The 20,474-nt window shown below is 72.9% G+C and carries 24 protein-coding genes; 19 read left to right on the forward strand and 5 right to left on the reverse strand.

Annotated elements, in window-relative coordinates:
* The first annotated feature begins 65 nt into the window (after nt 1-65).
* The 14 genes from hrcA to AC3YO9_RS08625 all read left to right on the forward strand — a co-directional run bounded on the left by hrcA (nt 66) and on the right by AC3YO9_RS08625 (nt 11,219).
* Complete coding sequence (gene hrcA / locus AC3YO9_RS08560) at nt 66-1,097, forward strand: heat-inducible transcriptional repressor HrcA (RefSeq protein ID WP_127783452.1); 1,032 nt, start codon at nt 66-68, stop codon at nt 1,095-1,097.
* Nucleotides 1,098-1,193: 96 nt separating this feature from the next.
* Nucleotides 1,194-2,345: a molecular chaperone DnaJ gene (gene dnaJ, locus AC3YO9_RS08565; protein WP_489982865.1), complete on the forward strand. Its 1,152-nt coding sequence runs from the start codon at nt 1,194-1,196 to the stop codon at nt 2,343-2,345.
* On the forward strand, nt 2,346-3,104 hold the full coding sequence (locus tag AC3YO9_RS08570; protein ID WP_489982866.1) for a 16S rRNA (uracil(1498)-N(3))-methyltransferase: 759 nt from the start codon (nt 2,346-2,348) through the stop codon (nt 3,102-3,104).
* 181 nt (nt 3,105-3,285) lie between these two features.
* Nucleotides 3,286-4,308, forward strand: coding sequence for a PhoH family protein (locus tag AC3YO9_RS08575; protein ID WP_127783449.1), 1,023 nt, complete (start codon nt 3,286-3,288; stop codon nt 4,306-4,308).
* Nucleotides 4,305-4,853: an rRNA maturation RNase YbeY gene (gene ybeY, locus AC3YO9_RS08580; RefSeq protein WP_127783448.1), complete on the forward strand. Its 549-nt coding sequence runs from the start codon at nt 4,305-4,307 to the stop codon at nt 4,851-4,853. The genes AC3YO9_RS08575 and ybeY overlap by 4 nt, the downstream gene beginning before the upstream one ends.
* Nucleotides 4,850-6,229, forward strand: a complete 1,380-nt coding sequence (locus AC3YO9_RS08585; protein ID WP_127783447.1) for a hemolysin family protein — start codon at nt 4,850-4,852, stop codon at nt 6,227-6,229. The genes ybeY and AC3YO9_RS08585 overlap by 4 nt, the downstream gene beginning before the upstream one ends.
* A gap of 55 nt (nt 6,230-6,284) precedes the next feature.
* Nucleotides 6,285-6,569 (forward strand): cytidine deaminase, encoded by a 285-nt coding sequence (locus tag AC3YO9_RS08590; protein WP_164860707.1) that lies wholly within the window; start codon nt 6,285-6,287, stop codon nt 6,567-6,569.
* On the forward strand, nt 6,562-7,482 hold the full coding sequence (era, locus tag AC3YO9_RS08595) for a GTPase Era (RefSeq protein ID WP_241248902.1): 921 nt from the start codon (nt 6,562-6,564) through the stop codon (nt 7,480-7,482). The genes AC3YO9_RS08590 and era overlap by 8 nt, the downstream gene beginning before the upstream one ends.
* Nucleotides 7,483-7,572: 90 nt before the next feature.
* Nucleotides 7,573-8,112 carry a hypothetical protein gene (locus tag AC3YO9_RS08600; RefSeq protein ID WP_489982867.1) on the forward strand — a complete coding sequence of 180 codons (540 nt, stop codon included), beginning with the start codon at nt 7,573-7,575 and terminating at the stop codon, nt 8,110-8,112.
* An 85-nt stretch (nt 8,113-8,197) separates the two neighbouring features.
* The gene (locus AC3YO9_RS08605) at nt 8,198-8,605 is read left to right on the forward strand and encodes a CD225/dispanin family protein (RefSeq protein ID WP_127783444.1); all 408 of its coding nucleotides are present in this window, start codon (nt 8,198-8,200) and stop codon (nt 8,603-8,605) included.
* Nucleotides 8,606-8,687: 82 nt separating this feature from the next.
* A complete protein-coding gene (locus AC3YO9_RS08610; RefSeq protein ID WP_489982868.1) occupies nt 8,688-9,128 on the forward strand; it encodes a DUF2752 domain-containing protein in 441 nt (146 codons plus the stop codon).
* A 40-nt stretch (nt 9,129-9,168) separates the two neighbouring features.
* Nucleotides 9,169-10,008, forward strand: coding sequence for a DNA repair protein RecO (gene recO / locus AC3YO9_RS08615; RefSeq protein ID WP_127783442.1), 840 nt, complete (start codon nt 9,169-9,171; stop codon nt 10,006-10,008).
* Nucleotides 9,965-10,795, forward strand: coding sequence for an isoprenyl transferase (locus tag AC3YO9_RS08620; RefSeq protein ID WP_489982869.1), 831 nt, complete (start codon nt 9,965-9,967; stop codon nt 10,793-10,795). Before recO ends, AC3YO9_RS08620 begins: the two co-directional genes overlap by 44 nt.
* Nucleotides 10,796-10,817: 22 nt before the next feature.
* A complete protein-coding gene (locus tag AC3YO9_RS08625) occupies nt 10,818-11,219 on the forward strand; it encodes a hypothetical protein (RefSeq protein WP_127783441.1) in 402 nt (133 codons plus the stop codon).
* Between the two features lie 23 nt (nt 11,220-11,242).
* Here the strand turns inward: AC3YO9_RS08625 and AC3YO9_RS08630 are convergent, their stop codons facing one another.
* Both AC3YO9_RS08630 and AC3YO9_RS08635 read right to left on the reverse strand, forming a co-directional pair.
* Nucleotides 11,243-11,698 carry a Fur family transcriptional regulator gene (locus AC3YO9_RS08630; protein ID WP_489982870.1) on the reverse strand — a complete coding sequence of 152 codons (456 nt, stop codon included), beginning with the start codon at nt 11,696-11,698 and terminating at the stop codon, nt 11,243-11,245.
* The gene (locus tag AC3YO9_RS08635) at nt 11,699-12,043 is read right to left on the reverse strand and encodes an ArsR/SmtB family transcription factor (RefSeq protein WP_489982871.1); all 345 of its coding nucleotides are present in this window, start codon (nt 12,041-12,043) and stop codon (nt 11,699-11,701) included.
* A 135-nt stretch (nt 12,044-12,178) separates the two neighbouring features.
* On the opposite strand from AC3YO9_RS08635, the gene AC3YO9_RS08640 reads away from it, so the two are divergent.
* Nucleotides 12,179-13,582, forward strand: a complete 1,404-nt coding sequence (locus AC3YO9_RS08640; RefSeq protein WP_489982872.1) for a glycine--tRNA ligase — start codon at nt 12,179-12,181, stop codon at nt 13,580-13,582.
* 35 nt (nt 13,583-13,617) lie between these two features.
* Here the strand turns inward: AC3YO9_RS08640 and AC3YO9_RS08645 are convergent, their stop codons facing one another.
* Nucleotides 13,618-14,103: a nitroreductase family deazaflavin-dependent oxidoreductase gene (locus AC3YO9_RS08645; RefSeq protein ID WP_241248901.1), complete on the reverse strand. Its 486-nt coding sequence runs from the start codon at nt 14,101-14,103 to the stop codon at nt 13,618-13,620.
* 118 nt (nt 14,104-14,221) lie between these two features.
* On the opposite strand from AC3YO9_RS08645, the gene AC3YO9_RS08650 reads away from it, so the two are divergent.
* The 3 genes from AC3YO9_RS08650 to AC3YO9_RS08660 are packed head-to-tail and all read left to right on the forward strand — an operon-like array spanning nt 14,222 to nt 17,132.
* Entirely contained in the window at nt 14,222-15,217 is a 996-nt protein-coding gene (locus tag AC3YO9_RS08650; protein ID WP_489982873.1) for an XdhC family protein, read from the forward strand.
* Nucleotides 15,218-15,219: 2 nt separating this feature from the next.
* The gene (locus AC3YO9_RS08655; RefSeq protein ID WP_489983446.1) at nt 15,220-15,861 is read left to right on the forward strand and encodes a YdcF family protein; all 642 of its coding nucleotides are present in this window, start codon (nt 15,220-15,222) and stop codon (nt 15,859-15,861) included.
* 14 nt (nt 15,862-15,875) lie between these two features.
* Complete coding sequence (locus AC3YO9_RS08660; protein WP_489983447.1) at nt 15,876-17,132, forward strand: deoxyguanosinetriphosphate triphosphohydrolase; 1,257 nt, start codon at nt 15,876-15,878, stop codon at nt 17,130-17,132.
* 6 nt (nt 17,133-17,138) lie between these two features.
* Here the strand turns inward: AC3YO9_RS08660 and AC3YO9_RS08665 are convergent, their stop codons facing one another.
* Nucleotides 17,139-18,767: a long-chain fatty acid--CoA ligase gene (locus AC3YO9_RS08665; RefSeq protein ID WP_489982874.1), complete on the reverse strand. Its 1,629-nt coding sequence runs from the start codon at nt 18,765-18,767 to the stop codon at nt 17,139-17,141.
* Nucleotides 18,768-18,890: 123 nt separating this feature from the next.
* On the opposite strand from AC3YO9_RS08665, the gene AC3YO9_RS08670 reads away from it, so the two are divergent.
* Nucleotides 18,891-19,484 (forward strand): carboxymuconolactone decarboxylase family protein, encoded by a 594-nt coding sequence (locus AC3YO9_RS08670; protein ID WP_489982875.1) that lies wholly within the window; start codon nt 18,891-18,893, stop codon nt 19,482-19,484.
* A gap of 10 nt (nt 19,485-19,494) precedes the next feature.
* Here the strand turns inward: AC3YO9_RS08670 and AC3YO9_RS08675 are convergent, their stop codons facing one another.
* Nucleotides 19,495-20,415 carry a sigma-70 family RNA polymerase sigma factor gene (locus AC3YO9_RS08675; protein WP_127783436.1) on the reverse strand — a complete coding sequence of 307 codons (921 nt, stop codon included), beginning with the start codon at nt 20,413-20,415 and terminating at the stop codon, nt 19,495-19,497.
* Nucleotides 20,416-20,474: the final 59 nt, after the last annotated feature.

Below are 20,474 nucleotides of genomic sequence, written 5' to 3' on the forward strand. Positions count from 1 at the left end.
GGCGGGGATGCAGCCCCGCTGGGGCTCGACAGTGGTGCTCCCTGCGAAACCGGAGGTGACGACCGATGTCCAACACCGATGACCGTCGTTTTGCGGTGCTTCGCGCCATTGTCGCCGACTACGTGTCCACCCAGGAGCCGGTCGGCTCCAAGACCTTGGTCGAGCGGCACAACCTGGGGGTGTCCAGCGCGACCGTGCGCAACGACATGGCGGCGCTGGAGGACGACGGCTACCTGGTGCGTCCGCACACCAGTGCCGGGCGCATCCCCACCGACAAGGGCTACCGCCAGTTCGTGGACGCCATCGACTCCGTCAAGCCGTTGTCGTCGGCCGAGCGCCGGGCCATCCAGGGCTTCCTGGAGACCGGCGTCGACCTCGACGACGTGCTCCGCCGGGGCGTGCGACTGCTGGCCCAGCTCACCCGCCAGGTGGCGGTGGTGCAGTACCCCACGCTGTCGGTGTCCTCGGTGCGGCACATCGAGGTGGTCTCGCTCACCCCGGCGCGCCTGCTGCTGGTGCTCATCACCGACTCCGGCCGGGTGGACCAGCGCATCGTCGAGCTCGGCGACGTCCTCGACGAGGACGGCGTGGGCCGGCTGCGCCAGCTGCTGGGCGAGGCGCTGGAGGGCAAGCGCCTGGCGGACGCCTCCGTGGCGGTCTCCGAGCTGAACGAGAAGGTGCCCGCCGACCTCAAGGACGTGGTGCTGCGCACCTCCACGGTGCTCATCGAGACCCTGGTGGAGCACCACGAGGAGCGCATGGTGGTGGGCGGGACCGCCAACCTCACCAGCTCCGCCGACTTCACCCCCTTCCCCGGCGAGCTGCGGGCCGTGCTCGAGGCGCTGGAGGAGCAGGTGGTGGTGCTCAAGCTGCTGGCCGCCGCCAAGCGCCCGGAGACGGTGACGGTGCGCATCGGCCGGGAGAACGAGGCCGAGCAGATGCGCGCCACCTCCACGGTGTCCATCGGCTACGGTGCCGCCGGAACCGTGCTCGGGGGCATGGGCGTGGTGGGACCGACGCGGATGGACTACCCGGCCACCATCGCCTCGGTGAGCGCGGTGGCCCGCTACGTCGGCGAGGTGCTCGCCGGTCGTTGACCCCCACCACCGGAGCGCGCCCCCAGGGCGTCCGGCAGGCTGCACACCCGCGGCTGAGAGACAGACCAGACCTACCAGTAAGGACTAGAGGGACACGTGGCACGGGACTACTACGGAACGCTCGGCGTCGGCACCAAGGCGAGTGCCGACGAGATCAAGCGCGCCTACCGCAAGCTGGCCCGGGAGCTGCACCCCGACGTCAACCCCGACGAGGCCGCGCAGGCCCGCTTCCGTGAGGTGACCACCGCCTACGAGGTGCTCTCCGACCCGGCCAAGCGTCAGGTGGTGGACCTCGGCGGCGACCCGCTGGAGAGCGGGGGCGGCGGCAACGGCGCCGGTGGCTTCGGCGGCCAGGGCTTCGGCTTCGGCGACATCATGGACGCCTTCTTCGGCGGCAGCGGGGGCGGCGGCGGTCGTGGGCCGCGCAGCCGCGTGCAGCCCGGCTCCGACGCCCTGCTGCGGGTGGAGCTCACCCTGGCCGAGTGCGCCAGCGGGGTGCAGCGCGACATCAGCGTGGACACCGCCGTGCTCTGCACCACCTGCCACGGCGCAGGCACCGCGGCCGGCACCAGCCCGGTGCGCTGCGACACCTGTGGCGGCGCCGGCGAGGTGCAGTCGGTGCAGCAGTCGTTCCTGGGCCGGGTGGTCACCGCACGGGTGTGCCCCACCTGCCGCGGCACCGGCGAGACCATCCCCGACCCCTGCCAGCAGTGCGCCGGCGACGGCCGGGTGCGCTCCCGCCGCGACATCACCGTCAAGGTGCCCGCCGGCGTGGCCGAGGGCATGCGCATCCGCCTCTCCGGGCAGGGCGAGGTCGGCCCCGGCGGCGGACCCGCCGGCGACCTCTACGTGGAGGTGGTGGAGAAGCCGCACGAGACCTTCGTCCGGGACGGCGACGACCTGCACTGCACCATCCGCATCCCGATGACGGACGCGGCGCTGGGCACCAAGGTGGGCCTGGACACCATCGACGGCCACGCCGAGATCGCGGTGGAGCCCGGCACCCAGCCCGGCACGATCACCACCCTGCGCGGGCACGGCATGCCCCGGCTGCGCAGCGGGGTGCGCGGCGACGTGCACGTGCACCTGGACGTGGTGGTGCCCAGCAAGCTCGACCACAAGCAGGCCGACCTGCTGCGCCAGTTCGCCGACCTGCGCACCCGGGACCAGTCCGAGGTGGTCACCGCCGGCTCCAAGCAGAGCGGCGGCCTGTTCTCCCGGCTGCGGGAAACCTTCAGCGGCCGCTAGGTGGCGCCCCCGGTCTTCCACCTGGCCCCGCTCCCGCCGGCCGGGGCCACCGCGGTGCTCGATGGCGCCGAGGGCCGTCACGCGGCCACGGTCCGGCGGTTGCGGTCGGGGGAGCGGGTGCTGCTCACCGACGGCCGCGGCGGGGTGGCTGACTGCACCGTCACCACCGTGGGCCGCGACCGCCTGGAGCTGGCCGTGCAGGCGCGCCAGGACGTGGCGCCCGCGGTGCCGCAGGTGACGGTGGTGCAGGCGCTGCCCAAGGGCGAGCGCTCCGATCTCGCCGTGGAGCTGGCCACCGAGGCCGGGGTGGACGCGGTGGTGCCCTGGCAGGCCGCGCGCTGCGTGGCCCGCTGGCAGGGGCCCAAGGCCGACAAGGGGGTGCAGCGCTGGCAGAGCACCGCAACCCAGGCCGCCAAGCAGTCCCGCCGGGCCCACGTGCCCGAGGTGGCGCCGCTGCACAGCACCACCGAGGTGGCCGAGCTGGTGGCGCGGACGGTGGCCGAGGGTGGGCACGCCCTGGTGCTGCACGAGTCGGCGCAGGCGCCGATGGCCGACCTGGTGCTGGACGGACCGCGGGTGCTGCTGGTGGTCGGCCCCGAGGGCGGCATCGCCGACGACGAGCTGGCCGCGCTCACCGCGCAGGGTGCGGTCGCGGTGCACCTGGGTCCCACCGTGCTGCGCACCTCCACCGCTGCCGCGGTCGCCCTGGGCGCACTGGGTGTGCTCACCCCGCGCTGGCTGGCTCGCCCGTTCGCCTAGCCAGGCTTGCCGGTTCGCCTAGCCGGGCTCGCCCGGGTGGGCCGGAACACGCGCGGCCTGCGGGCTGTTGTCCCAAGGGCAGCGCGAGATCGCGCCGTCCGCGCCGTAGGCTTGCCCTTTCCGGCCACCGGTGCGTGGACACCCCGTCACCATCGGGACAGCCGGATAGAATGAGGAGGTAATGGATCCTGTGACCAGCACCATCGTCATCCCTGACGCTGGTGTTCTGCCCTTTCTCGGTTCCGCCGACCGCAACCTGCGGGTGCTCGAGGAGCTGCTCGCCGCGGACGTCCACGTCCGTGGCAACGAGGTGCGCCTGCTGGGCGAGCCCGCCGACGTGGCTTTCGCCGAGCGCGCGGTCACCGAGCTCGTGGCCATGGCCCTGCGCAACCCCGAGCTGACCTCGGACGGCGTGCGCCGGACGGTGGGCATGCTGGAGGCCAACACGGCCGCCTCGCCCGCCGAGGTGCTCAGCCTGGACATCCTCTCGCGCCGCGGCAAGACCATCCGGCCCAAGACGCTGAACCAGAAGCACTACGTCGACGCCATCGACACCCACACCATCGTCTTCGGCATCGGCCCCGCCGGCACCGGCAAGACCTACCTGGCCATGGCCAAGGCGGTGCACGCCCTGCAGAGCAAGCAGGTCAGCCGCATCATCCTCACCCGTCCCGCGGTGGAGGCGGGGGAGCGGCTGGGCTTCCTGCCGGGCACGCTGAACGAGAAGATCGACCCGTACCTGCGCCCGCTCTACGACGCGCTGCACGACATGATGGACCGCGAGGCCATCCCCAAGCTGATGGAGGCGGGCACCATCGAGGTCGCTCCGCTGGCCTACATGCGCGGGCGCACGCTCAACGACGCGTTCATCATCTTGGACGAGGCGCAGAACACCACGGCCGAGCAGATGAAGATGTTCCTCACCCGGCTCGGCTTCGGATCCAAGATCGTGGTCACCGGCGACGTCACCCAGGTCGACCTGCCCGGTGGGGCGTCCTCGGGGCTGCGGGTGGTCCGGGAGATCCTCGACGGCGTGGACGACGTGCACTTCTCCACGCTGACCAGCAACGACGTGGTCCGCCACCGCCTGGTGTCCGACATCGTCGACGCCTACGAGCGCTTCGAGGCGGAGACCCGACCGGAGTCGGTCGGCCACACCCCGGCGCACCGCAGCGGCGGCCAGCGACGCGGGACCCGCCGATGAGCATCGAGATCGCCAACGAGTCCGGCGTCGAGGTGGACGAGGCCGACCTCGTCGCCGTCGCCGGCTTCGCGCTGGAGCGCATGCAGGTGCATCCCGCCGCCGAGCTGTCCATGGTGCTGGTGGACAACGCCTCCATGGCCACCCTGCACGAGCAGTGGATGGACCTGCCCGGCCCCACCGACGTGATGTCCTTCCCGATGGACGAGATGCGCCCCGGCGGTCGGCCCGACGCGGCCGACCCTGGCCCGTCCATGCTCGGTGACATCGTGCTCTGCCCGGCTTTCGCCGCCGACCAGGCGGAGCAGGCCGGCAAGACCCTGGCCGAGGAGCTGCGGATGCTCACCGTGCACGGGGTGCTGCACCTGCTGGGCTACGACCACGCCGAGCCCGAGGAGAAGCGCGAGATGTTCGGCCTGCAGGACCGCCTGCTGGCCGACTTCCACACCGACCGCCGGCGCGCGGCCCGGCAAGCGGTGCTCGACGCCGCCGACCAGCGGCTGCTGGGCACCGTGGGGCTGGACGACGATGGAGGCCGCGCCCGGTGAGCGGATCGCTTGCCATGCTCCTCGCCGCCATCGTGCTCGTCCCGCTCGCCGGCCTCTTCGCCGCGCTGGACGCCGCCCTGAGCACCGTCTCGCACGCGCAGGTGGCCGAGCTGGCCCGCAACGAGCGCCCCGGTGCCCCCAAGCTGCTCGAGGTGGTCGGCGACCGCCCGCGCTACGTCAACCTGCTGGTGCTGCTGCGGGTGGCCTGCGAGGCCACCGCCACCGTGCTGGTGGCCGTCGCGGTGGCCAGCTGGGTGTCCACCGCCCTCGCCGTGCTCATCGCCGCCGCGGTGATGGCCGTGGTCAGCTACGTGGTGATCGGCGTCGGCCCCCGCACCCTGGGCCGCCAGCACGCCTACCGCATCGGCCTGGTGGCCGCGGCCCCGCTGAAGATCTTCGGCACGGTGCTCGACCCGTTGAGCAAGCTGCTGATCCTGGTCGGCAACGCCATCACCCCCGGCCGCGGTTTCCGCCAGGGCCCGTTCTCCTCCGAGGTGGAGCTGCGCGAGCTGGTGGACATGGCGCAGCAGGGTGGCGTGGTGGACGCGGGGGAGCGACGGATGATCCAGTCCGTCTTCGACCTCGGCGACACCATCGCCCGCGAGGTGATGGTCCCGCGCACGGACATGATCTGGATCGAGCAGGACAAGACCATGCGCCAGGCCATGTCCCTGGCCGTGCGCAGCGGCCACTCCCGCATCCCGGTGGTGGGCGAGGGCCCCGACGACGTGCTCGGCATCGTCTTCCTCAAGGACCTGGTGCAGCGCTCGTTCACCCTGCGCGATGGCGAGCGCGGCGAGCCGGTGCGCGAGCTGATGCGCGAGGCGGTGTTCGTCCCCGACTCCAAGACGGTGGACGAGCTGCTCAGCGACATGCAGCTGGGCCGCCACCACATGGCCATCCTGGTGGACGAGTACGGCGGCGTGGCCGGGCTGATCACCATCGAGGACATCCTGGAGGAGATCGTCGGGGAGATCGCCGACGAGTACGACACCGACGAGCGCCCCCCGGTGGAGTACCTCGACGACGGTGCGGTGCGGGTCTCCGCGCGGCTGTCGGTGGAGGACCTGGGCGAGGTGTTCGGAATCGAGCTGCCCGCCGAGGACGTGGAGTCGGTGGGCGGGCTGCTCGGGCAGGTGCTCGGCCGCGTGCCGCTGCCCGGCTCCGAGGTCACCACCCACGGGCTGGTGCTGCGCGCGGAGGCCGGCCCGGAGATCCGTGGGCGGGTGCGGGTGGGCACCGTCGTGGTGCGCCGGGACCAGCCGGACGACGGCGGCGAGCACCACCCAGATCGACTACACCCAGACAGGTCAGACGGCTCCGACCGAACCCCGGAGCTGACGTCAGCAGAGGACAGGAGCCCCTACGGTGGCTGAGCACGGCCCGATCGACCCCGACGACGCCAAGCTGGTGACGCTGGCCCGCTCCTCGATGGGCCGCACCGGTGCCGCCGAGGGTGCCGCCGTGCGCGACACCGACGGGCGCACCTACGCCGCGTCCACCGTGGCGCTGCCGTCGCTGTCGCTGACCGCCCTGCAGGCCGCGGTCGCCGCCGCGGTGGCCAGCGGGGTGGACGGGCTGGAGGCGGCCGCGGTGGTCACCGGCGCCGACGTGCTCGACCCCGACGGTGCCCAGGCGGTGCGCGACCTGTCGCCGAAGGCGCTGCTGCTGCGCGCCGACCGCACCGGCACCGTCCAGGAGGTCACCGGTGCCTGACACCGAGCAGTCCGTGGCGCCGCACCGGTCGGGCTTCGCCTGCCTGGTGGGCCGGCCCAACACCGGCAAGTCCACCCTCACCAACGCGCTGGTGGGCACCAAGGTGGCCATCACCTCCAGCCGGCCGCAGACCACCCGGCACACCATCCGCGGCATCATCCACCGCCCCGAGGCGCAGCTGGTGCTGGTGGACACCCCGGGGCTGCACCGGCCGCGCACGCTGCTCGGCCAGCGGCTCAACGACCTGGTCAAGGACACCTACTCCGAGGTCGACGTCATCGGGCTGTGCATCCCCGCCGACGAGAAGATCGGCCCCGGCGACCGCTGGATCCTGCAGCAGCTGCGCCACGTGGCCCCGCGGGTGCCGGTGGTCGGCGTGGTCACCAAGATCGACAAGGTGGGCCGGCAGCAGGTGATGCAGCAGCTGATGGCGGTGTCGGCGCTGCTGGGCGAGGAGGCCGAGGTGGTACCGGTCTCCGCGGTCAAGGACGAGCAGGTGAACGTGCTGGCCGACGTGCTGGCCGCGCACCTGCCCGAGGGGCCCAAGCTCTACCCCGAGGACGAGATCACCGACGAGTCCGACCAGAAGATGATGGCCGAGCTGATCCGCGAGGCCGCGCTGGAGGGGCTCGGCGACGAGCTGCCGCACAGCCTGGCCGTGGTGATCGACGAGTTCGCCCCGCGCGAGGGCAGCAAGGACCTGTGGGACCTGCGGGCGCTGCTGTACGTGGAGCGCCAGAGCCAGAAGTCCATCGTCATCGGCAAGGGCGGCTCGCGGCTGCGCGACGTGGGCACCGAGGCCCGCCAGCAGATCGAGAACATGTTCGGTGTGCGCATCTACCTCGACCTGCACGTCAAGCTGGCCAAGGACTGGCAGCGCGACCCCAAGCAGATGGGCAAGCTGGGGTTCTAGCCACGCCGTGGGACGTCGTTGGGCCCGATGTCCGGTTCTCCTGGGTAGTTTCGGGGTGTCCTCCTTTCCCTGCGTCCCCTGGAGACCCTCATGACCGACGGCCCGCAGCATCCCTCCGGCACCCCTGCCTACCCGGGTGGCCCCGGCAACCTCGGGCCGATGCCGGGCAGCAACGACCCCGGGCAGCAGCCCCGCACCGTGCCCGCCGACGTGGACAAGGCGTGGAAGCTCTGGCTGGCCAGCATCGTGATCGGGCTGATCGGCACCGTCGTCGGGCTGCTGGCCACCGACCGGGACAAGCTCAAGCAGGACCTGATCGCGGAGGGCAGCGCACCGGCTGACGTGGACGCCGTCGTCAACGCCACCGTGGTGTCGGTCGCGGTGATCGGGCTGATCATCCTGGCCCTGCAGCTGCTGTTCGTGTTCAAGATGCGGGCCGGGCGCAACTGGGCGCGCATCGTGCTCACGGTGCTCGGCGTCGTCGGGGTGCTGTCCTCGGTGTTCAGCCTGAGCCAGGGCTCGGGCCTGGCCGCGGTGGTCAACCTGGTGTCCGCGGTGGTCGTGGTCGCGGCCATCGTGTTCATGTACCGACCCGCCGCCAAGGCGTACTTCAGCCCGCAGCGGTACTGACCCCGGGGGTTGCCACCGACGTTGCGGCACAGTAACTTTCGGTGACCGGTCGCCGAGGGCGACCACCGCGCGCTGGGGGGAAGCGATGACCACGTCCAACGGACCGGGCTCAGGCTGGGACAAGGAGCAGCACGGGCAGGGCCAGCCCGGCTACGGCCAGGGTGGCTATGACCAGGGTGGCTACGGTCAGGGCGGCTCCGGCCAGGGCGGGTACGGGGCGCCGATGGCGGCGCCGGACAACCACCTGGTGTGGGCGATCCTGTCCACCGTGTTCTGCTGCCTGCCGCTGGGCGTCGTCTCGATCGTCAAGGCGACCCAGGTCAGCTCGCTGTGGGCGCAGGGCCAGCACGACGCCGCCCGGGCGTCGGCCGACCAGGCCAAGAAGTTCGCCATCTACGCGGCCTGCACCACCGTTGGGTTCCTGGTGTTGTACGTCATCGGGATCGCCGCCGGTTTCGCCAGCTTTGAGCTGGACACCGACACCAGCAGCTAGGCAGCGCGTCGACGGCACCAACGCTGTCGGGGCCGCTCGCTAGATTGGTCCGGTCAGTCGCAGCACCACCGGAGGCAATGCCGTGAGCACCGCGCACCCGTTCTCGGCCCCGCCGGCCGACCGCCCCCGCTGGCTCGCGCCGGCCGGTGCGGCGGCGGCCGCCGTGGCCGGGTGCGCGCTGCTGTGGCTTGCCGACCCCACCACGCCGGGTGGCGTGCTGCCGGTGTGCCCGACCAACGCGCTGCTGGGCCTCACCTGCCCCGGCTGCGGCGGCATGCGGATGGTCTACACGCTGTTGCACGGTGACGTCACGGGTGCGCTGCGGTACAACGCTGTCGCCCTGGTGGCGGTGGTGATGATGGTGTGGGCGTGGGGCGCCTGGGTGCTGAGCCTGCGCCGTGGCCACCTGGTGCGCTCCTGGCAGCACGTCAGCTGGGTGCCCAGGGTGGCGCTGGTGGTCACGCTGACCTGGTTCGTGGTGCGCAACCTGCCGTGGGCGCCGTTCACCGGGCTGCAGGTCTAGCGATGGTGAAGCGCGACGGCCGGAGTGCGACGATGGCAGCGTGAGGCTCTACCGAGACAACGCGGTGGTGCTCCGGCAGCACAAGCTGGGGGAGGCCGACCGCATCATCACCCTGCTCACCCGCCAGCACGGCGTGGTCCGTGGGGTGGCCAAGGGCATCCGCCGCACCCGGTCGAAGTTCGGCGCCCGTCTGGAGCCCTTCGAGCACATCGACGTGCAGCTCTACCCCGGCCGCAACCTCGACATCATCACCCAGGTGCAGACCCTGGACGCCTTCAGCAGCCCGCTGGCCGCCGACTACACCCGCTACACCACCGGCTGCGCCGTGCTGGAGACGGCGGAGCGGCTGGCCAGCGAGGAGCGCACGCCGGTGCTGCGGCTGCACCTGCTCACCGTCGGCGCCCTGCGCGCGCTGGCCGCCGGTGACCGGGCTCCGGAGCTGGTGCTCGACGCCTTCCTGCTGCGGGCCATGGCGTTCGCGGGCTGGGCACCGGCGCTGGCGGAGTGCGCGCGCTGCGCAGCGCCCGGACCGCACCGGGCCTTCCACGTGGCCGCCGGCGGTGCGGTTTGCGTGCACTGCCGCCCGGCCGGCTCGGCCACCCCGAGCCCCGAGGTGATCGAGCTGATGCTGGCCCTGCTGCACGGGCAGTGGTCGACCACCGAGGACGTCACCAGCAGCGTCCGCCGCCAGGCCAGCGGGCTGGTGGCCGCGCACCTGCAGTGGCACCTGGAGCGCCAGCTGCGCACCCTGCCGCTGATCGAGCGCAGCCGTCCGCACCACGCGCCCGCCCCGGTGGCCGGTCCGGAGACCGACACCCCAGACACCCTCCGGCAGGATGGGCACCGTGATCCCACGCCGACGTCTGCGCACCGCGTCTGAGCGGACGGTCCGTCCGCCAGATCCGCACCCCTCCGGCGCCCTGCCCCCGCTGCTGCAGCCGGAGCTGGTGCCCCGCCACGTCGCCCTGGTGATGGACGGCAACGGCCGCTGGGCCCAGGAGCGCGGGCTGCCCCGCACCGCCGGGCACGAGCGAGGCGAGGCCGTGCTGATGGACGTGGTGAGCGGTGCCATCGAGCTGGGCGTGGAGTGGTTGTCGGTGTACGCCTTCTCCACCGAGAACTGGAAGCGCAGCCCCGAGGAGGTGCGCTTCCTGATGGGCTTCAACCGCGACGTCATCCGCCGGCGCCGCGACGAGATGAACGAGATGGGCGTGCGGGTGCGCTGGGCCGGTCGTCGGCCTCGGTTGTGGCGCAGCGTGATCAACGAGCTGGAGACCGCCGAGCAGCTCACCGCGGGCAACTCCGTGCTCACCCTGACCATGTGCGTGAACTACGGCGGGCGGGCGGAGATCGCCGACGCCGCCCGGGAGATCGCCCGCCGGGTGGCGGCGGGGGAGATCAACCCGGAGAAGGTGGACGAGAAGATGCTCGCCCGCCACCTCGACGAGCCGGACATGCCCGACGTGGACCTGTTCCTGCGGCCCTCCGGCGAGCTGCGCACCTCCAACTTCCTGCTGTGGCAGTCGGCGTACGCGGAGATGGTCTTTCAGCACACCCTGTTCCCCGACTTCGACCGCCGCGACCTGTGGGCGGCGTGCGTGGAGTACGCCTCCCGCGACCGACGCTTCGGCGGGGTGCCCGAGCGGGCGCCACAGGAGCCCCGGTGAGCACCGCGACGGGAGTCGCGCAGTGAGCACGGCGCCTGAGCTGCTCGCCGAGGCCCGCACCGCCCTGGAGCGGTACGTGGACGTGGCGGTCGACCCCAGCGGGGCACTGGCCTTCGCGCACGGGGAGGTGCCCTGCGCGGCGCAGGCCATCGAGCTGGCCGAGGGGCTGGTGGTGCTGTCGGTCACCTGCGTCATCGCGTGGGACCTCGACCGCAGTGCGGTGCTGGACGCGGCGGTGGCCCGGGCCGGTGCCAACGTGCAGTTCGGTGCGCTGGGGCTGCTCGACGACGGCGACCGCGCCGACGTGACCCTGCGCTACGCCTTCCCGGCCGCGGGGCTGGACACCGAAGCCCTGGCCACGCTGCTGCTGCTGGTGCTCTCCGCCGCCTCGCACGCGCGCACCGAGGTGCTGGCCGCCAGCTAGGTCGGGGTCTCCTCGGGGCGCTGCTAGCCCGCGGCGTCCGGGGACTCTGCGCAGGCCCGGCAGGTGCCGAAGACCTCGACGGTGTGGCTGACGTCGCTGAACCCGTGCTCGGTGGCCACCGTCTGCGCCCAGCGCTCCACCGCCGGGCCCTCCACCTCCACGGTGGCGCCGCAGTGCCGGCAGACCAGGTGGTGGTGGTGCCCGGAGGAGCAGCGGCGGTAGACCGCCTCGCCGTTGTCGTTGCGCAGCACGTCCACCGAGCCGGCGTCGGCCAGGCTCTGCAGCGTCCGGTACACCGTGGTCAGCCCGATGCCCTCGCCGCGGCGGCGCAGCTGCTCGTGCAGGTCCTGGGCGGAGCGGAACTCCTCGGTGGCGTCGAGCAGGCTGGAGATGGCGCTGCGCTGCTTGGTGGCGCGCACCCCCACCTCGGGCGAGCGGACCTCCGCCGCACGGGTGCCGCCCCTGGTCGACTCGGCCACTCAGTCCTCCTCGGCGTGCGCGACGGCGTCGATCACGATGTGCGACAGGTGCTCGTCCACCAGGCTGTAGACCACCTCGCGACCGGCACGCTCGCCGTGCACCACGCCCGCCGCCTTGAGCACCCGCAGGTGCTGGCTGACGAGGGGCTGGGAGAAGGTGAGCGCCTCCACCAGCTCGTGCACCGAGCGTGGCGACTCCCGCAGCTGCAGCACGATGGCGATGCGCACGGGGGCGGCCAGGGCGCGCAGCAGGTCACCCGCGCCGGCGAGGATCTCCTTGGGCGGCACCGCAGCCACCGGCGTGCGGTGGGCGGCGTGCCGCACCGCTTCTGCCTCGATGGTCACCAATGCCTCCGATGTCGTGAAATCACGAGTGGACCCCCATCGTAGTGAGCGCCGACAAACCGGGTGGGGAGCCGGACAGGTGCGCCTGGTGCGCCGGATAGTCTGGGGTTCAACCGCGTCGTCGTCGATACCTGTATGGAGCTCATCTCAGTGGCTGCCAAGTCGTCCCCCATCGATACCGTCGTCAGCCTCTGCAAGCGACGGGGCTTCGTGTTCCCCAGCGGGGAGATCTACGGCGGCACCCGCTCGGCCTGGGACTACGGGCCGCTGGGGGTGGAGCTGAAGGAGAACATCAAGCGCCAGTGGTGGCGGTCCATGGTCACCCGCCGCGACGACGTGGTGGGCATCGACTCCTCGGTGATCCTGCCCCGCCAGGTCTGGGAGGCCTCCGGCCACGTGGCCACCTTCTCCGACCCGCTGGTGGAGTGCCTGCAGTGCCACAAGCGCTACCGCGAGGACCACCTCGTGGAGGAGTACACCGAGAAGAAGGGCCGCGAGCCGGAGAACGGCCTGGCCGACATCGTCTGCGCCAGCTGCGGCACCCGCGGCGAGTGGACCGAGCCGCGCGCCTTCTCCGGCCTGCTCAAGACCTTCCTCGGCCCGGTGGACTCCGAGGAGGGTCTGCACTACCTGCGCCCGGAGACCGCGCAGGGCATCTTCGTGAACTTCGCCAACGTGCTCACGGCGTCGCGGCGCAAGCCGCCGTTCGGCATCGGCCAGATCGGCAAGAGCTTCCGCAACGAGATCACCCCGGGCAACTTCATCTTCCGCACCCGGGAGTTCGAGCAGATGGAGATGGAGTTCTTCGTCGAGCCCGGCACCGACGCGGAGTGGCACGAGTACTGGCTGGAGGAGCGCACTCGCTGGTACACCGACCTGGGCATCAACCCGGACAACCTGCGGCTCTTCGAGCACCCCAAGGAGAAGCTGTCGCACTACTCCACCCGCACCGCCGACATCGAGTACCGCTTCCGCTTCGGCGGCAGCGAGTGGGGCGAGCTCGAGGGGGTGGCCAACCGCACCGACTTCGACCTGCGCACCCACTCCGAGGCCTCCGGTACCTCGCTGGACTACTTCGAGCAGGCCAGCGGCACCCGCTACACCCCCTACGTCATCGAGCCGGCAGCCGGCGTGGGCCGGGCCATGATGGCCTTCCTGCTGGACGCCTACACCGAGGACGAGGCGCCCAACGCCAAGGGCGGGGTGGACAAGCGCGTGGTGCTGCGGCTGGACCGCCGGCTGGCGCCGGTCAAGGCCGCCGTGCTGCCGCTGAGCCGCAACGCCGACCTGACGCCCAAGGCCAAGGAGCTGGCCGCGAAGCTGCGCGAGCACTGGAACGTGGAGTTCGACGACGCCGGAGCCATCGGCCGCCGCTACCGCCGCCAGGACGAGATCGGCACGCCGTTCTGCCTGACCGTGGACTTCGACACCCTCGACGACCAGGCCGTCACCGTGCGCGAGCGGGACTCCATGGCGCAGGAGCGGGTGGCGCTGGACCAGGTGGAGAGCTACCTGGCCGCGCGGCTCATCGGCTGCTGACGCCCTGACTCACCTCCGGTCGCGGCCCGCGCTGCTCAGGCAGCGGCGCTGGCTGCGACCGGCGTGAGCACGAACACCCGCGACTCCCGGCCGGACATCTCGTGCTCCATCCGGTATCCGGGCCACACCTGCAGCATCAGCGGCCACAGCCTGGCGCGCTCCTCGCCGGTGACCTGGCGCACCTGGCAGGTGAAGGTGTCGCCCTCGAAGAACACCTCCGCGGTGTCGGCGGCCATCAGGTTCGCCGTCCACGCCGGGTGCTGGGGACGGCCCCAGTTGGAGCCGTTGACGATGAACGAGTCGCCGTGGGGCACGCAGAGCAGGTTGGTGGTGCGCGGCTTGCCGCTGGTGCGGCCCGGCACGGTGATCCGCACCCCCGGCAGGCCGGCCAGGCGCAACAGGGTGATCCGGCCGTGGGTGAGCCGGGCCAGCCACCGCTCCACCCGCGGGATGGCCGGCTCGATCTTCATCAACCACGGCTTGGTGCCGATTGCGCGCGCGATCGCGGCCAGAGGGTGCATGGGCGGATTCTAGGCGCGCCACGCCGGGCGGAGCGGGGGTTTGCGCGCAGCCCTGCAGGCCGGCAGGACGCCGTTGCCGGGCAACAGGGTTGGTGCGCGGGTAGGGCACGATGGAGGCATGGCTGAACTCGTGGACCTGGGTGCTGCCCTCACCCGCTGGCGGCTGAACGACACCCCGGTGTGCGTGGTGCGGGTGAGCGAGGTGCACGGCTTCGGCGCCACCGCTCCCACCCAGCTGCTGCTCAGCGACGGCGCGGAGCTGCACGGCAGCCTGCTGTCCGGAGCGGCCGACGAGCAGGCCAGGGGGCTGGCGGCCCAGGTGCTCGCCGACGGCGTCGCGCGCCAGGCCGAGGTGGCCGTGGACGAGAGCAACGCCGAGCGCAGCGGGCTGGCCTGCGCGGGACGGGCCACCCTGCACGCCCACCTGCTCCCGGACGCGGCCGCCGAGCTGGTGGCAGACGGCTTCCTCGCCGGCTCCCCGGTCGCGCTGCTGTCCGCGCCGGCCGGGCTGGTGGTCACCGTCGGTCGCGACGCCGAGCAGGTCAGCACCGAGCTGGACGACCCCGAGCCGGCGCTGGCTGCGGTGCGCGGGCTGCTGCGCCGCGGCCGCAGCTGCACCGAGACCGTCGAGCTGACCGACGGCGGGCAGGCGCTGGTGGACGTGCTGGTGCCGCGCAGCCGGCTGGTGCTGGTGGGTGGGGGCGCGCTGGCCGATGCTCTCGGCGCCCAGGCTCGGCTGCTGGACTGGGACGTGCTGGTGCGCACCGGGGTGGCCGAGACCGAGCAGACGGTGGCCGGGCTCACCGCGGCCGACGCCGTGGTGGTGCTCGACCACGACCCAGCCTTCGACGGCGCCCTGCTGCGCACCGCGCGGGGGGCCGGCTTCGCCGGGGCGCTGGGCTCGCGGCACACCCAGGCCGCGCGCCGCGAGCGGCTGCTGGCGGCCGGCGCCACCGAGGAGGAGCTGGCCCGCATCCACGGGCCGGTGGGCCTGGACCTCGGTGCGCGCACCCCGGCGGAGACCGCGGTGTCGGTGGTGGCCGAGATCATCTCGGTCCGTTCTGGGCGCGCTCCCAGAGCCCTCTCCGCAACCACTGGCAGGATCAAGGCGTGAGCATGCGACGCCGAAGTGCACTGGGGGCCTGGGCCGTGCGCCTGGTGGTGGGCACCCTCGTCATGGCTGTCGTGCTGGTGTGCGGCACCGCGCTGCGGGTGTGGCAGGTGGCCCGCGACGACGACCGCACGCCGGCCGACGCGCTGCTCGTGCTGGGTGCGGCCCAGTACGACGGCACCCCGTCGGCGGTCTTCGCCGCCCGCCTGGAGCACGCCAGGGCGCTCTACGCCGAGGGTGTGGCGCCGCTGGTGATCACCGTGGGCGGCAAGCAGCCCGGGGACGAGTTCACCGAGGCCGCCTCTGGGCGCAGCTACCTGGTCGACGCCGGGGTGCCGGCCAGCGCCATCGTGGCGGTGGAGGACGGTGCCGACACGCTGGGCAGCATCAAGGCGGTGGCGGAGCTGATGCGGGCGGACAACCTCAGCAGCGTGGTGGTGGTCAGCGACCCCTGGCACTCCGCCCGCACCATGGCGATGGCCGAGAACGAGGGCCTGCACGCGCAGTCCTCGCCCACCCGGCAGGGCCCGTCGGTGCTCACCAGGGAGAGCCAGTTCCAGGGCATCATGCGCGAGACGGGGGCGCTGCTGTACTACCGGCTCACCGACGCGCCCAGCACGCTGTTCGAGACCACGGCGAACTGGTAGTCGTGGCAGCCGCCGTGCCGGCCTACGACGAGCACTCGGTGGCCCGCCGGGTGCTGGAGGCCCCCAAGCAGGCCGCGCTGTCCGGCGCCGCCCCGGGCTCGCGCTCGGACTTCGCCCGCGACCGGGCCCGGGTGCTGCACTCCGCCGCGCTGCGCCGCCTGGCCGACAAGACGCAGGTGGTCGGTCCGCGCGACGGCGACACCCCGCGCACCCGGCTGACCCACTCGCTGGAGGTGGCCCAGATCGGCCGGGGCATCGCCCTGGAGCTGGGCTGTGACCCCGACGTGGTGGACGCTGCCGGGCTCGCCCACGACATCGGCCACCCGCCGTACGGCCACAACGGGGAGCAGGCCCTCAACGAGGCGGCCACCAGCTGCGGCGGCTTCGAGGGCAACGCCCAGAACCTGCGCATCCTCACCCGCCTGGAGCCCAAGGTGCTCGACGAGACCGGCCGCAGCGCCGGGCTCAACCTCACCCGTGCCGCCCTGGACGCCGCCATCAAGTACCCGTGGCTGCGCCGGGACGGGGAGGTGAAGTACGGCGCCTACGACGACGACGCCGAGGCGCTGGCCTGGGTGCGCGAGGGAGCGCCGCAGGGCCGCCGGTGCCTGGAGGCCCAGGTGATGGACTGGGCCGACGACGTCGCCTACTCCGTGCACGACGTGGAGGACGGCATCATCGCCGGCCGCATCGACCTGCGCGCCCTGGGCGTGCCCAGCGAGCAGCGGGTGCTGGCCCAGCTGGCGCGGCGCTACGTCCGCGAGGCCGACGAGGGGGTGCTGATCGAGGCGGCTGCGGGACTGGCGCACCTGCCGGTGGTGGCCGCGGTGTGGCCCTACGACGGCTCGCTCACCGCCTCGGTGTCGCTCAAGCGGCTCACCAGCGAGCTGGTGGGCCGCTTCGCCTCCGCCGCGGTCACCGGGACGCGGGCGGTGGCCGGCGACGGTGCGCTCACCCGCTACGCGGCCGACCTGTCGGTGCCGCCGGTGGTGGCCGGAGAGGTGGCGGTGCTCAAGGCGATGGCGCTGCGCTACGTGATGAGCGACCCGGTGCGCCTGGCCGAGCAGAACCGGCAGCGGGAGTGGGTGCACGCGGCGGTGCAGCTGCTGCTGGCGGCGGGGGAGCCGGCGCTGGACCCGATGTTCGCCGACCACTGGCGCCACGCCGCCGACGACGCCGCCCGCCGCCGGGTGGTGCTGGACCAGATCGCCTCGTGCACCGAGGCTCGGCTGGAGCGGATGCTGCGCGAGGGCGGCCTGCTCAGCTCCTGAGGCCGCTCAGTCGGGCAGCTGGTAGTCGGCGAACTCCGTGCGCAGGTCCTTCTTGGAGAACTTGCCGACACTGGTCTTGGGCACCTCGTCGATGAACTCGATTGCGTCGGGCAGCCACCACCGGGCCACCCGCGGGCCCAGGTGCTCCAGCAGCTCCTCGGCGGTGACGCTGGAGCCGTCCGAGCGCACCACGCAGGCCAGCGGGCGCTCGTCCCACTTGGGGTGGGCGATGCCGATCACCGCCGCCTCGGCCACGCCGGGGTGCGCCATCAGGTGGTTCTCCAGCTCCACCGAGCTGATCCACTCGCCGCCGGACTTCACCAGGTCCTTGGTGCGGTCCACCACGCGCACGTTGCCGAAGGCGTCCACGCAGGCCACGTCGCCGGTGCGCATCCACCCGTCCGCGGTCATCAGCTCCACCCCCGGGTCGGGGCGGTGGTAGCCGGCCGCCGCCCACGGCCCCCGCACCTGCAGCTCCCCGCTGGTGACGTCGTCCCAGGGCAGCGGGGTGGTGGCGCCCGGCTCCACGATGCGCAGCTCCACGCCGGGCACCGGGGTGCCCTGGCGGGCCCGCAGGGCGGCCTGGGCGGCGTCGCCGGCCTGGTGCTCGCGGTGCGGGACGTGCCCGACGCTGGCCACCGGGTGGGTCTCGGTCATGCCCCAGGCTTGCAGCACCGGCACGCCCAGGGTGGTGCGGTAGAGCTCGGCGAGCGCCTCGGGCACCGCCGAGCCGCCGCACAGCACGGCGCGCAGCGCGGGCAGCGTGACGTCGGCGAGCAGGGGCCGCATGCCCGCCCAGATGGTGGGCACCCCGGCGGCGAGGGTCACCCGCTCGTCGATCATCAGCTGCAGCAGCGACTGCGGGGACAGGTCCGCACCGGGCAGCACCAGCGACGCCCCGGCCATCGGCGCGGCGTGCGCCAGGCCCCAGGCGTTGGCGTGGAACATCGGCACCACCGGCAGGATGACGTCGCTCTCGGCCACCGCCATCGCGGCGGTGGTCATCATCGACATCGAGTGCAGCCAGGTGGACCGGTGGGAGTAGACGACGCCCTTGGGGTTGCCGGTGGTGCCGCTGGTGTAGCACATGGCGGCGGCCTGCAGCTCGTCGTCGACGTGGAAGTCCACCGGGTCGCACTGGCTCAGCAGGTCCTCGTAGTCGTGCACCTCAGCGGTGGTGATCACCACGTCCGCCGCGTCGGGGCCGGCGCCGTCGTCCATCACCACCACGTTGGTGACCGACGGGATGGAGTTCAGCAGCGGGGCCAGCAGGGGCAGCAGCGAGCGGTCCACGAACACCACCTCGTCCCCGGCGTGGTCGGCCACGTAGGTGAGCTGCTCGGGAAACAGCCGGATGTTCAGGGTGTGCAGCACGCGCCCGGTGCACGGGGCGGCGAAGTACAGCTCCAGGTGGCGGGTGGAGTTCCACGCGAAGGTGCCCACCCGGGCGTCCGGGCTCAGGCCCAGGGTGTTCAGCATCCCGCCGACCCGTCGGGTGCGCTCGGCCCACTGCCCGTAGGTGGTGCGGACCGGCGCCGGGCCGGCGCTGACCAGCTCCCGGTCCGGGTAGAGCGTCTCCGCCCGCCGGAAGAGGGAGTCGATGGTGAGCGGGTAGTCCTGCATCAGTCCGCGCATGGGCCGATCATGCCAGTGAGCCACGTCACACAACAGCGGAAGTGGGGTGCCGGTGTCACGTCCGGGTGCACCGCCTCGTCGGGAGGGTGTGCGGCCCACACCGGGTGGGCCCAGCCGGAGGAGATGACGACCATGCCTCGTGTTCCTGCTGTGCCCAGCCGCGGTGCCGGCCTGCTCAACCGGGTGGTGCACGCCTACGCCCGCCGGCGCTTCGGGGCGGTGCCCGAGCCGGTGGCGGTGGCCGGGCACCACCGGCGACTGATGCTGGCCTCCGCGGTACACGAGACGGCGGTGGAGCGGGCGGCCACCGTGCTGGAGCCGAGCCTGCGCGAGCTGGTCCAGCACCGCACCGCCACGGTGGTGGGCTGCTCGTGGTGCGTCGACTTCGGCGCGATGCTCGCCCTGCACCGCGGGCTGGACGCCGACCGGCTGCGCCACCTCGACGACTACGCCACCTCGCCGCTGTACACCGACACCGAGCGGCTGGCGCTGGACTACGCCGGGGCCATGACGGCGCTGCCGGTCACCGTCACCGACGAGCAGGTGGCTGAGCTGGACCGTCGGCTGGGCCACGCCGGGCTGCTGGAGCTCACCTACCTGGTGGCGCTGGAGAACGCCCGGGCACGGGGCAACGCCGCCCTGGGGATCACCGACCAGGGCTTCACCAGCGGGTCGGCGTGCGCGGTGCCCGTCGCCAGCCCAGGGCCGCGGCCGTGAGCTGGCGCGCTCAGGCGGGCAGGTGGCGCAGCTTGTCCGGGTTGGCCACGTCGTAGATCGCGGTGATCACCCCGTCGCGCACGTCCAGGGTGACCACGTGCGTGCCGGTGGCCGCGTGCTCGGCGTCGCCGGGGTCAGCCGGCAGCACCAGCCCCAGCTCGCCGTTGACCAGCACCGGCACCGCCCGGGCCTGGTCGTAGCCGTACTTGTGCACCAGGCCGAGCAGGAACCGCGCCACCTTCTCGGCCCCGACCACCACCTTCAGCGCGGTGCGCGCCCGGCCACCACCGTCGCCGGTGAGCGCCACGTCGGGGTGCAGCAGCGCGGTCACCGCGGGCACGTCCCCGGTGGCCAGCGCCGCAAAGAGCTCACCCACCAGCTGCTGCTGGGCGGCGGGCACGGTGCGCGGAGCTGGGCCGGCCTCGGCCAGCCGCCGCCGGCCGCGGGAGGCGTGCTGGCGGGCCGCGGCCACCGTGCAGCCCAGCGTCGCGGCCACGTCGGCGAAGGGCACCCCGAAGGCGTCGTGCAGCACGTACGCCACCCGCTGCTCCGGGCTGAGGGTGTCCAGCACCACCAGCACGGCCAGGCGCACGTCGTCGTCGTGCACCAGCCGCTCCAGCGGGTCGGCACCCGCGGCGTCCAGGGAGGTGACCACCGGCTCGGGCAGCCACGGGCCGGGGTAGGTCTCGCGGCGCGCCGCGGCCGAGCGGAGCCGGTCCAGGCAGAGGTGGCTGACCACGGTGGTGAGCCAGGCGGGCAGGTTGGTGATCTCCGTCGCGGCGTCGGCACCCAGACCGGCCAGGCGCAGCCACGCCTCCTGCACGGCGTCCTCGGCGTCGGCGATGCTGCCGGTGAGCCGGTAGCCGACCGCCAGCAGGTGTGGCCGGTGCTCGACGAAGCGCTGGGCCAGCGCGTCGGGTGTGACGCTCACCAGGGCAGTGTGCCTGAGCGAGGCGGAGGTGGTCGCCCCTCGCTGGTGCCGGGTCCTAG

This window comes from Rhodococcus sp. Z6_132 (assembly GCF_058133635.1).

Bases quoted from the DNA above. Each gene is read 5' to 3' on its own strand.
- hrcA (WP_127783452.1), top strand. From the start codon at position 66: ATGTCCAACACCGATGACCGTCGTTTTGCGGTGCTTCGCGCCATTGTC.
- AC3YO9_RS08575 (WP_127783449.1), top strand. From the start codon at position 3,286: ATGGATCCTGTGACCAGCACCATCGTCATCCCTGACGCTGGTGTTCTG.
- ybeY (WP_127783448.1), top strand. From the start codon at position 4,305: ATGAGCATCGAGATCGCCAACGAGTCCGGCGTCGAGGTGGACGAGGCC.
- AC3YO9_RS08590 (WP_164860707.1), top strand. From the start codon at position 6,285: ATGGGCCGCACCGGTGCCGCCGAGGGTGCCGCCGTGCGCGACACCGAC.
- AC3YO9_RS08600 (WP_489982867.1), top strand. From the start codon at position 7,573: ATGACCGACGGCCCGCAGCATCCCTCCGGCACCCCTGCCTACCCGGGT.
- AC3YO9_RS08605 (WP_127783444.1), top strand. From the start codon at position 8,198: ATGACCACGTCCAACGGACCGGGCTCAGGCTGGGACAAGGAGCAGCAC.
- AC3YO9_RS08620 (WP_489982869.1), top strand. From the start codon at position 9,965: ATGGGCACCGTGATCCCACGCCGACGTCTGCGCACCGCGTCTGAGCGG.
- AC3YO9_RS08640 (WP_489982872.1), top strand. From the start codon at position 12,179: ATGGAGCTCATCTCAGTGGCTGCCAAGTCGTCCCCCATCGATACCGTC.
- AC3YO9_RS08645 (WP_241248901.1), bottom strand. From the start codon at position 14,103: ATGCACCCTCTGGCCGCGATCGCGCGCGCAATCGGCACCAAGCCGTGG.
- AC3YO9_RS08650 (WP_489982873.1), top strand. From the start codon at position 14,222: ATGGCTGAACTCGTGGACCTGGGTGCTGCCCTCACCCGCTGGCGGCTG.
- AC3YO9_RS08655 (WP_489983446.1), top strand. From the start codon at position 15,220: ATGCGACGCCGAAGTGCACTGGGGGCCTGGGCCGTGCGCCTGGTGGTG.
- AC3YO9_RS08665 (WP_489982874.1), bottom strand. From the start codon at position 18,767: ATGCGCGGACTGATGCAGGACTACCCGCTCACCATCGACTCCCTCTTC.
- AC3YO9_RS08670 (WP_489982875.1), top strand. From the start codon at position 18,891: ATGACGACCATGCCTCGTGTTCCTGCTGTGCCCAGCCGCGGTGCCGGC.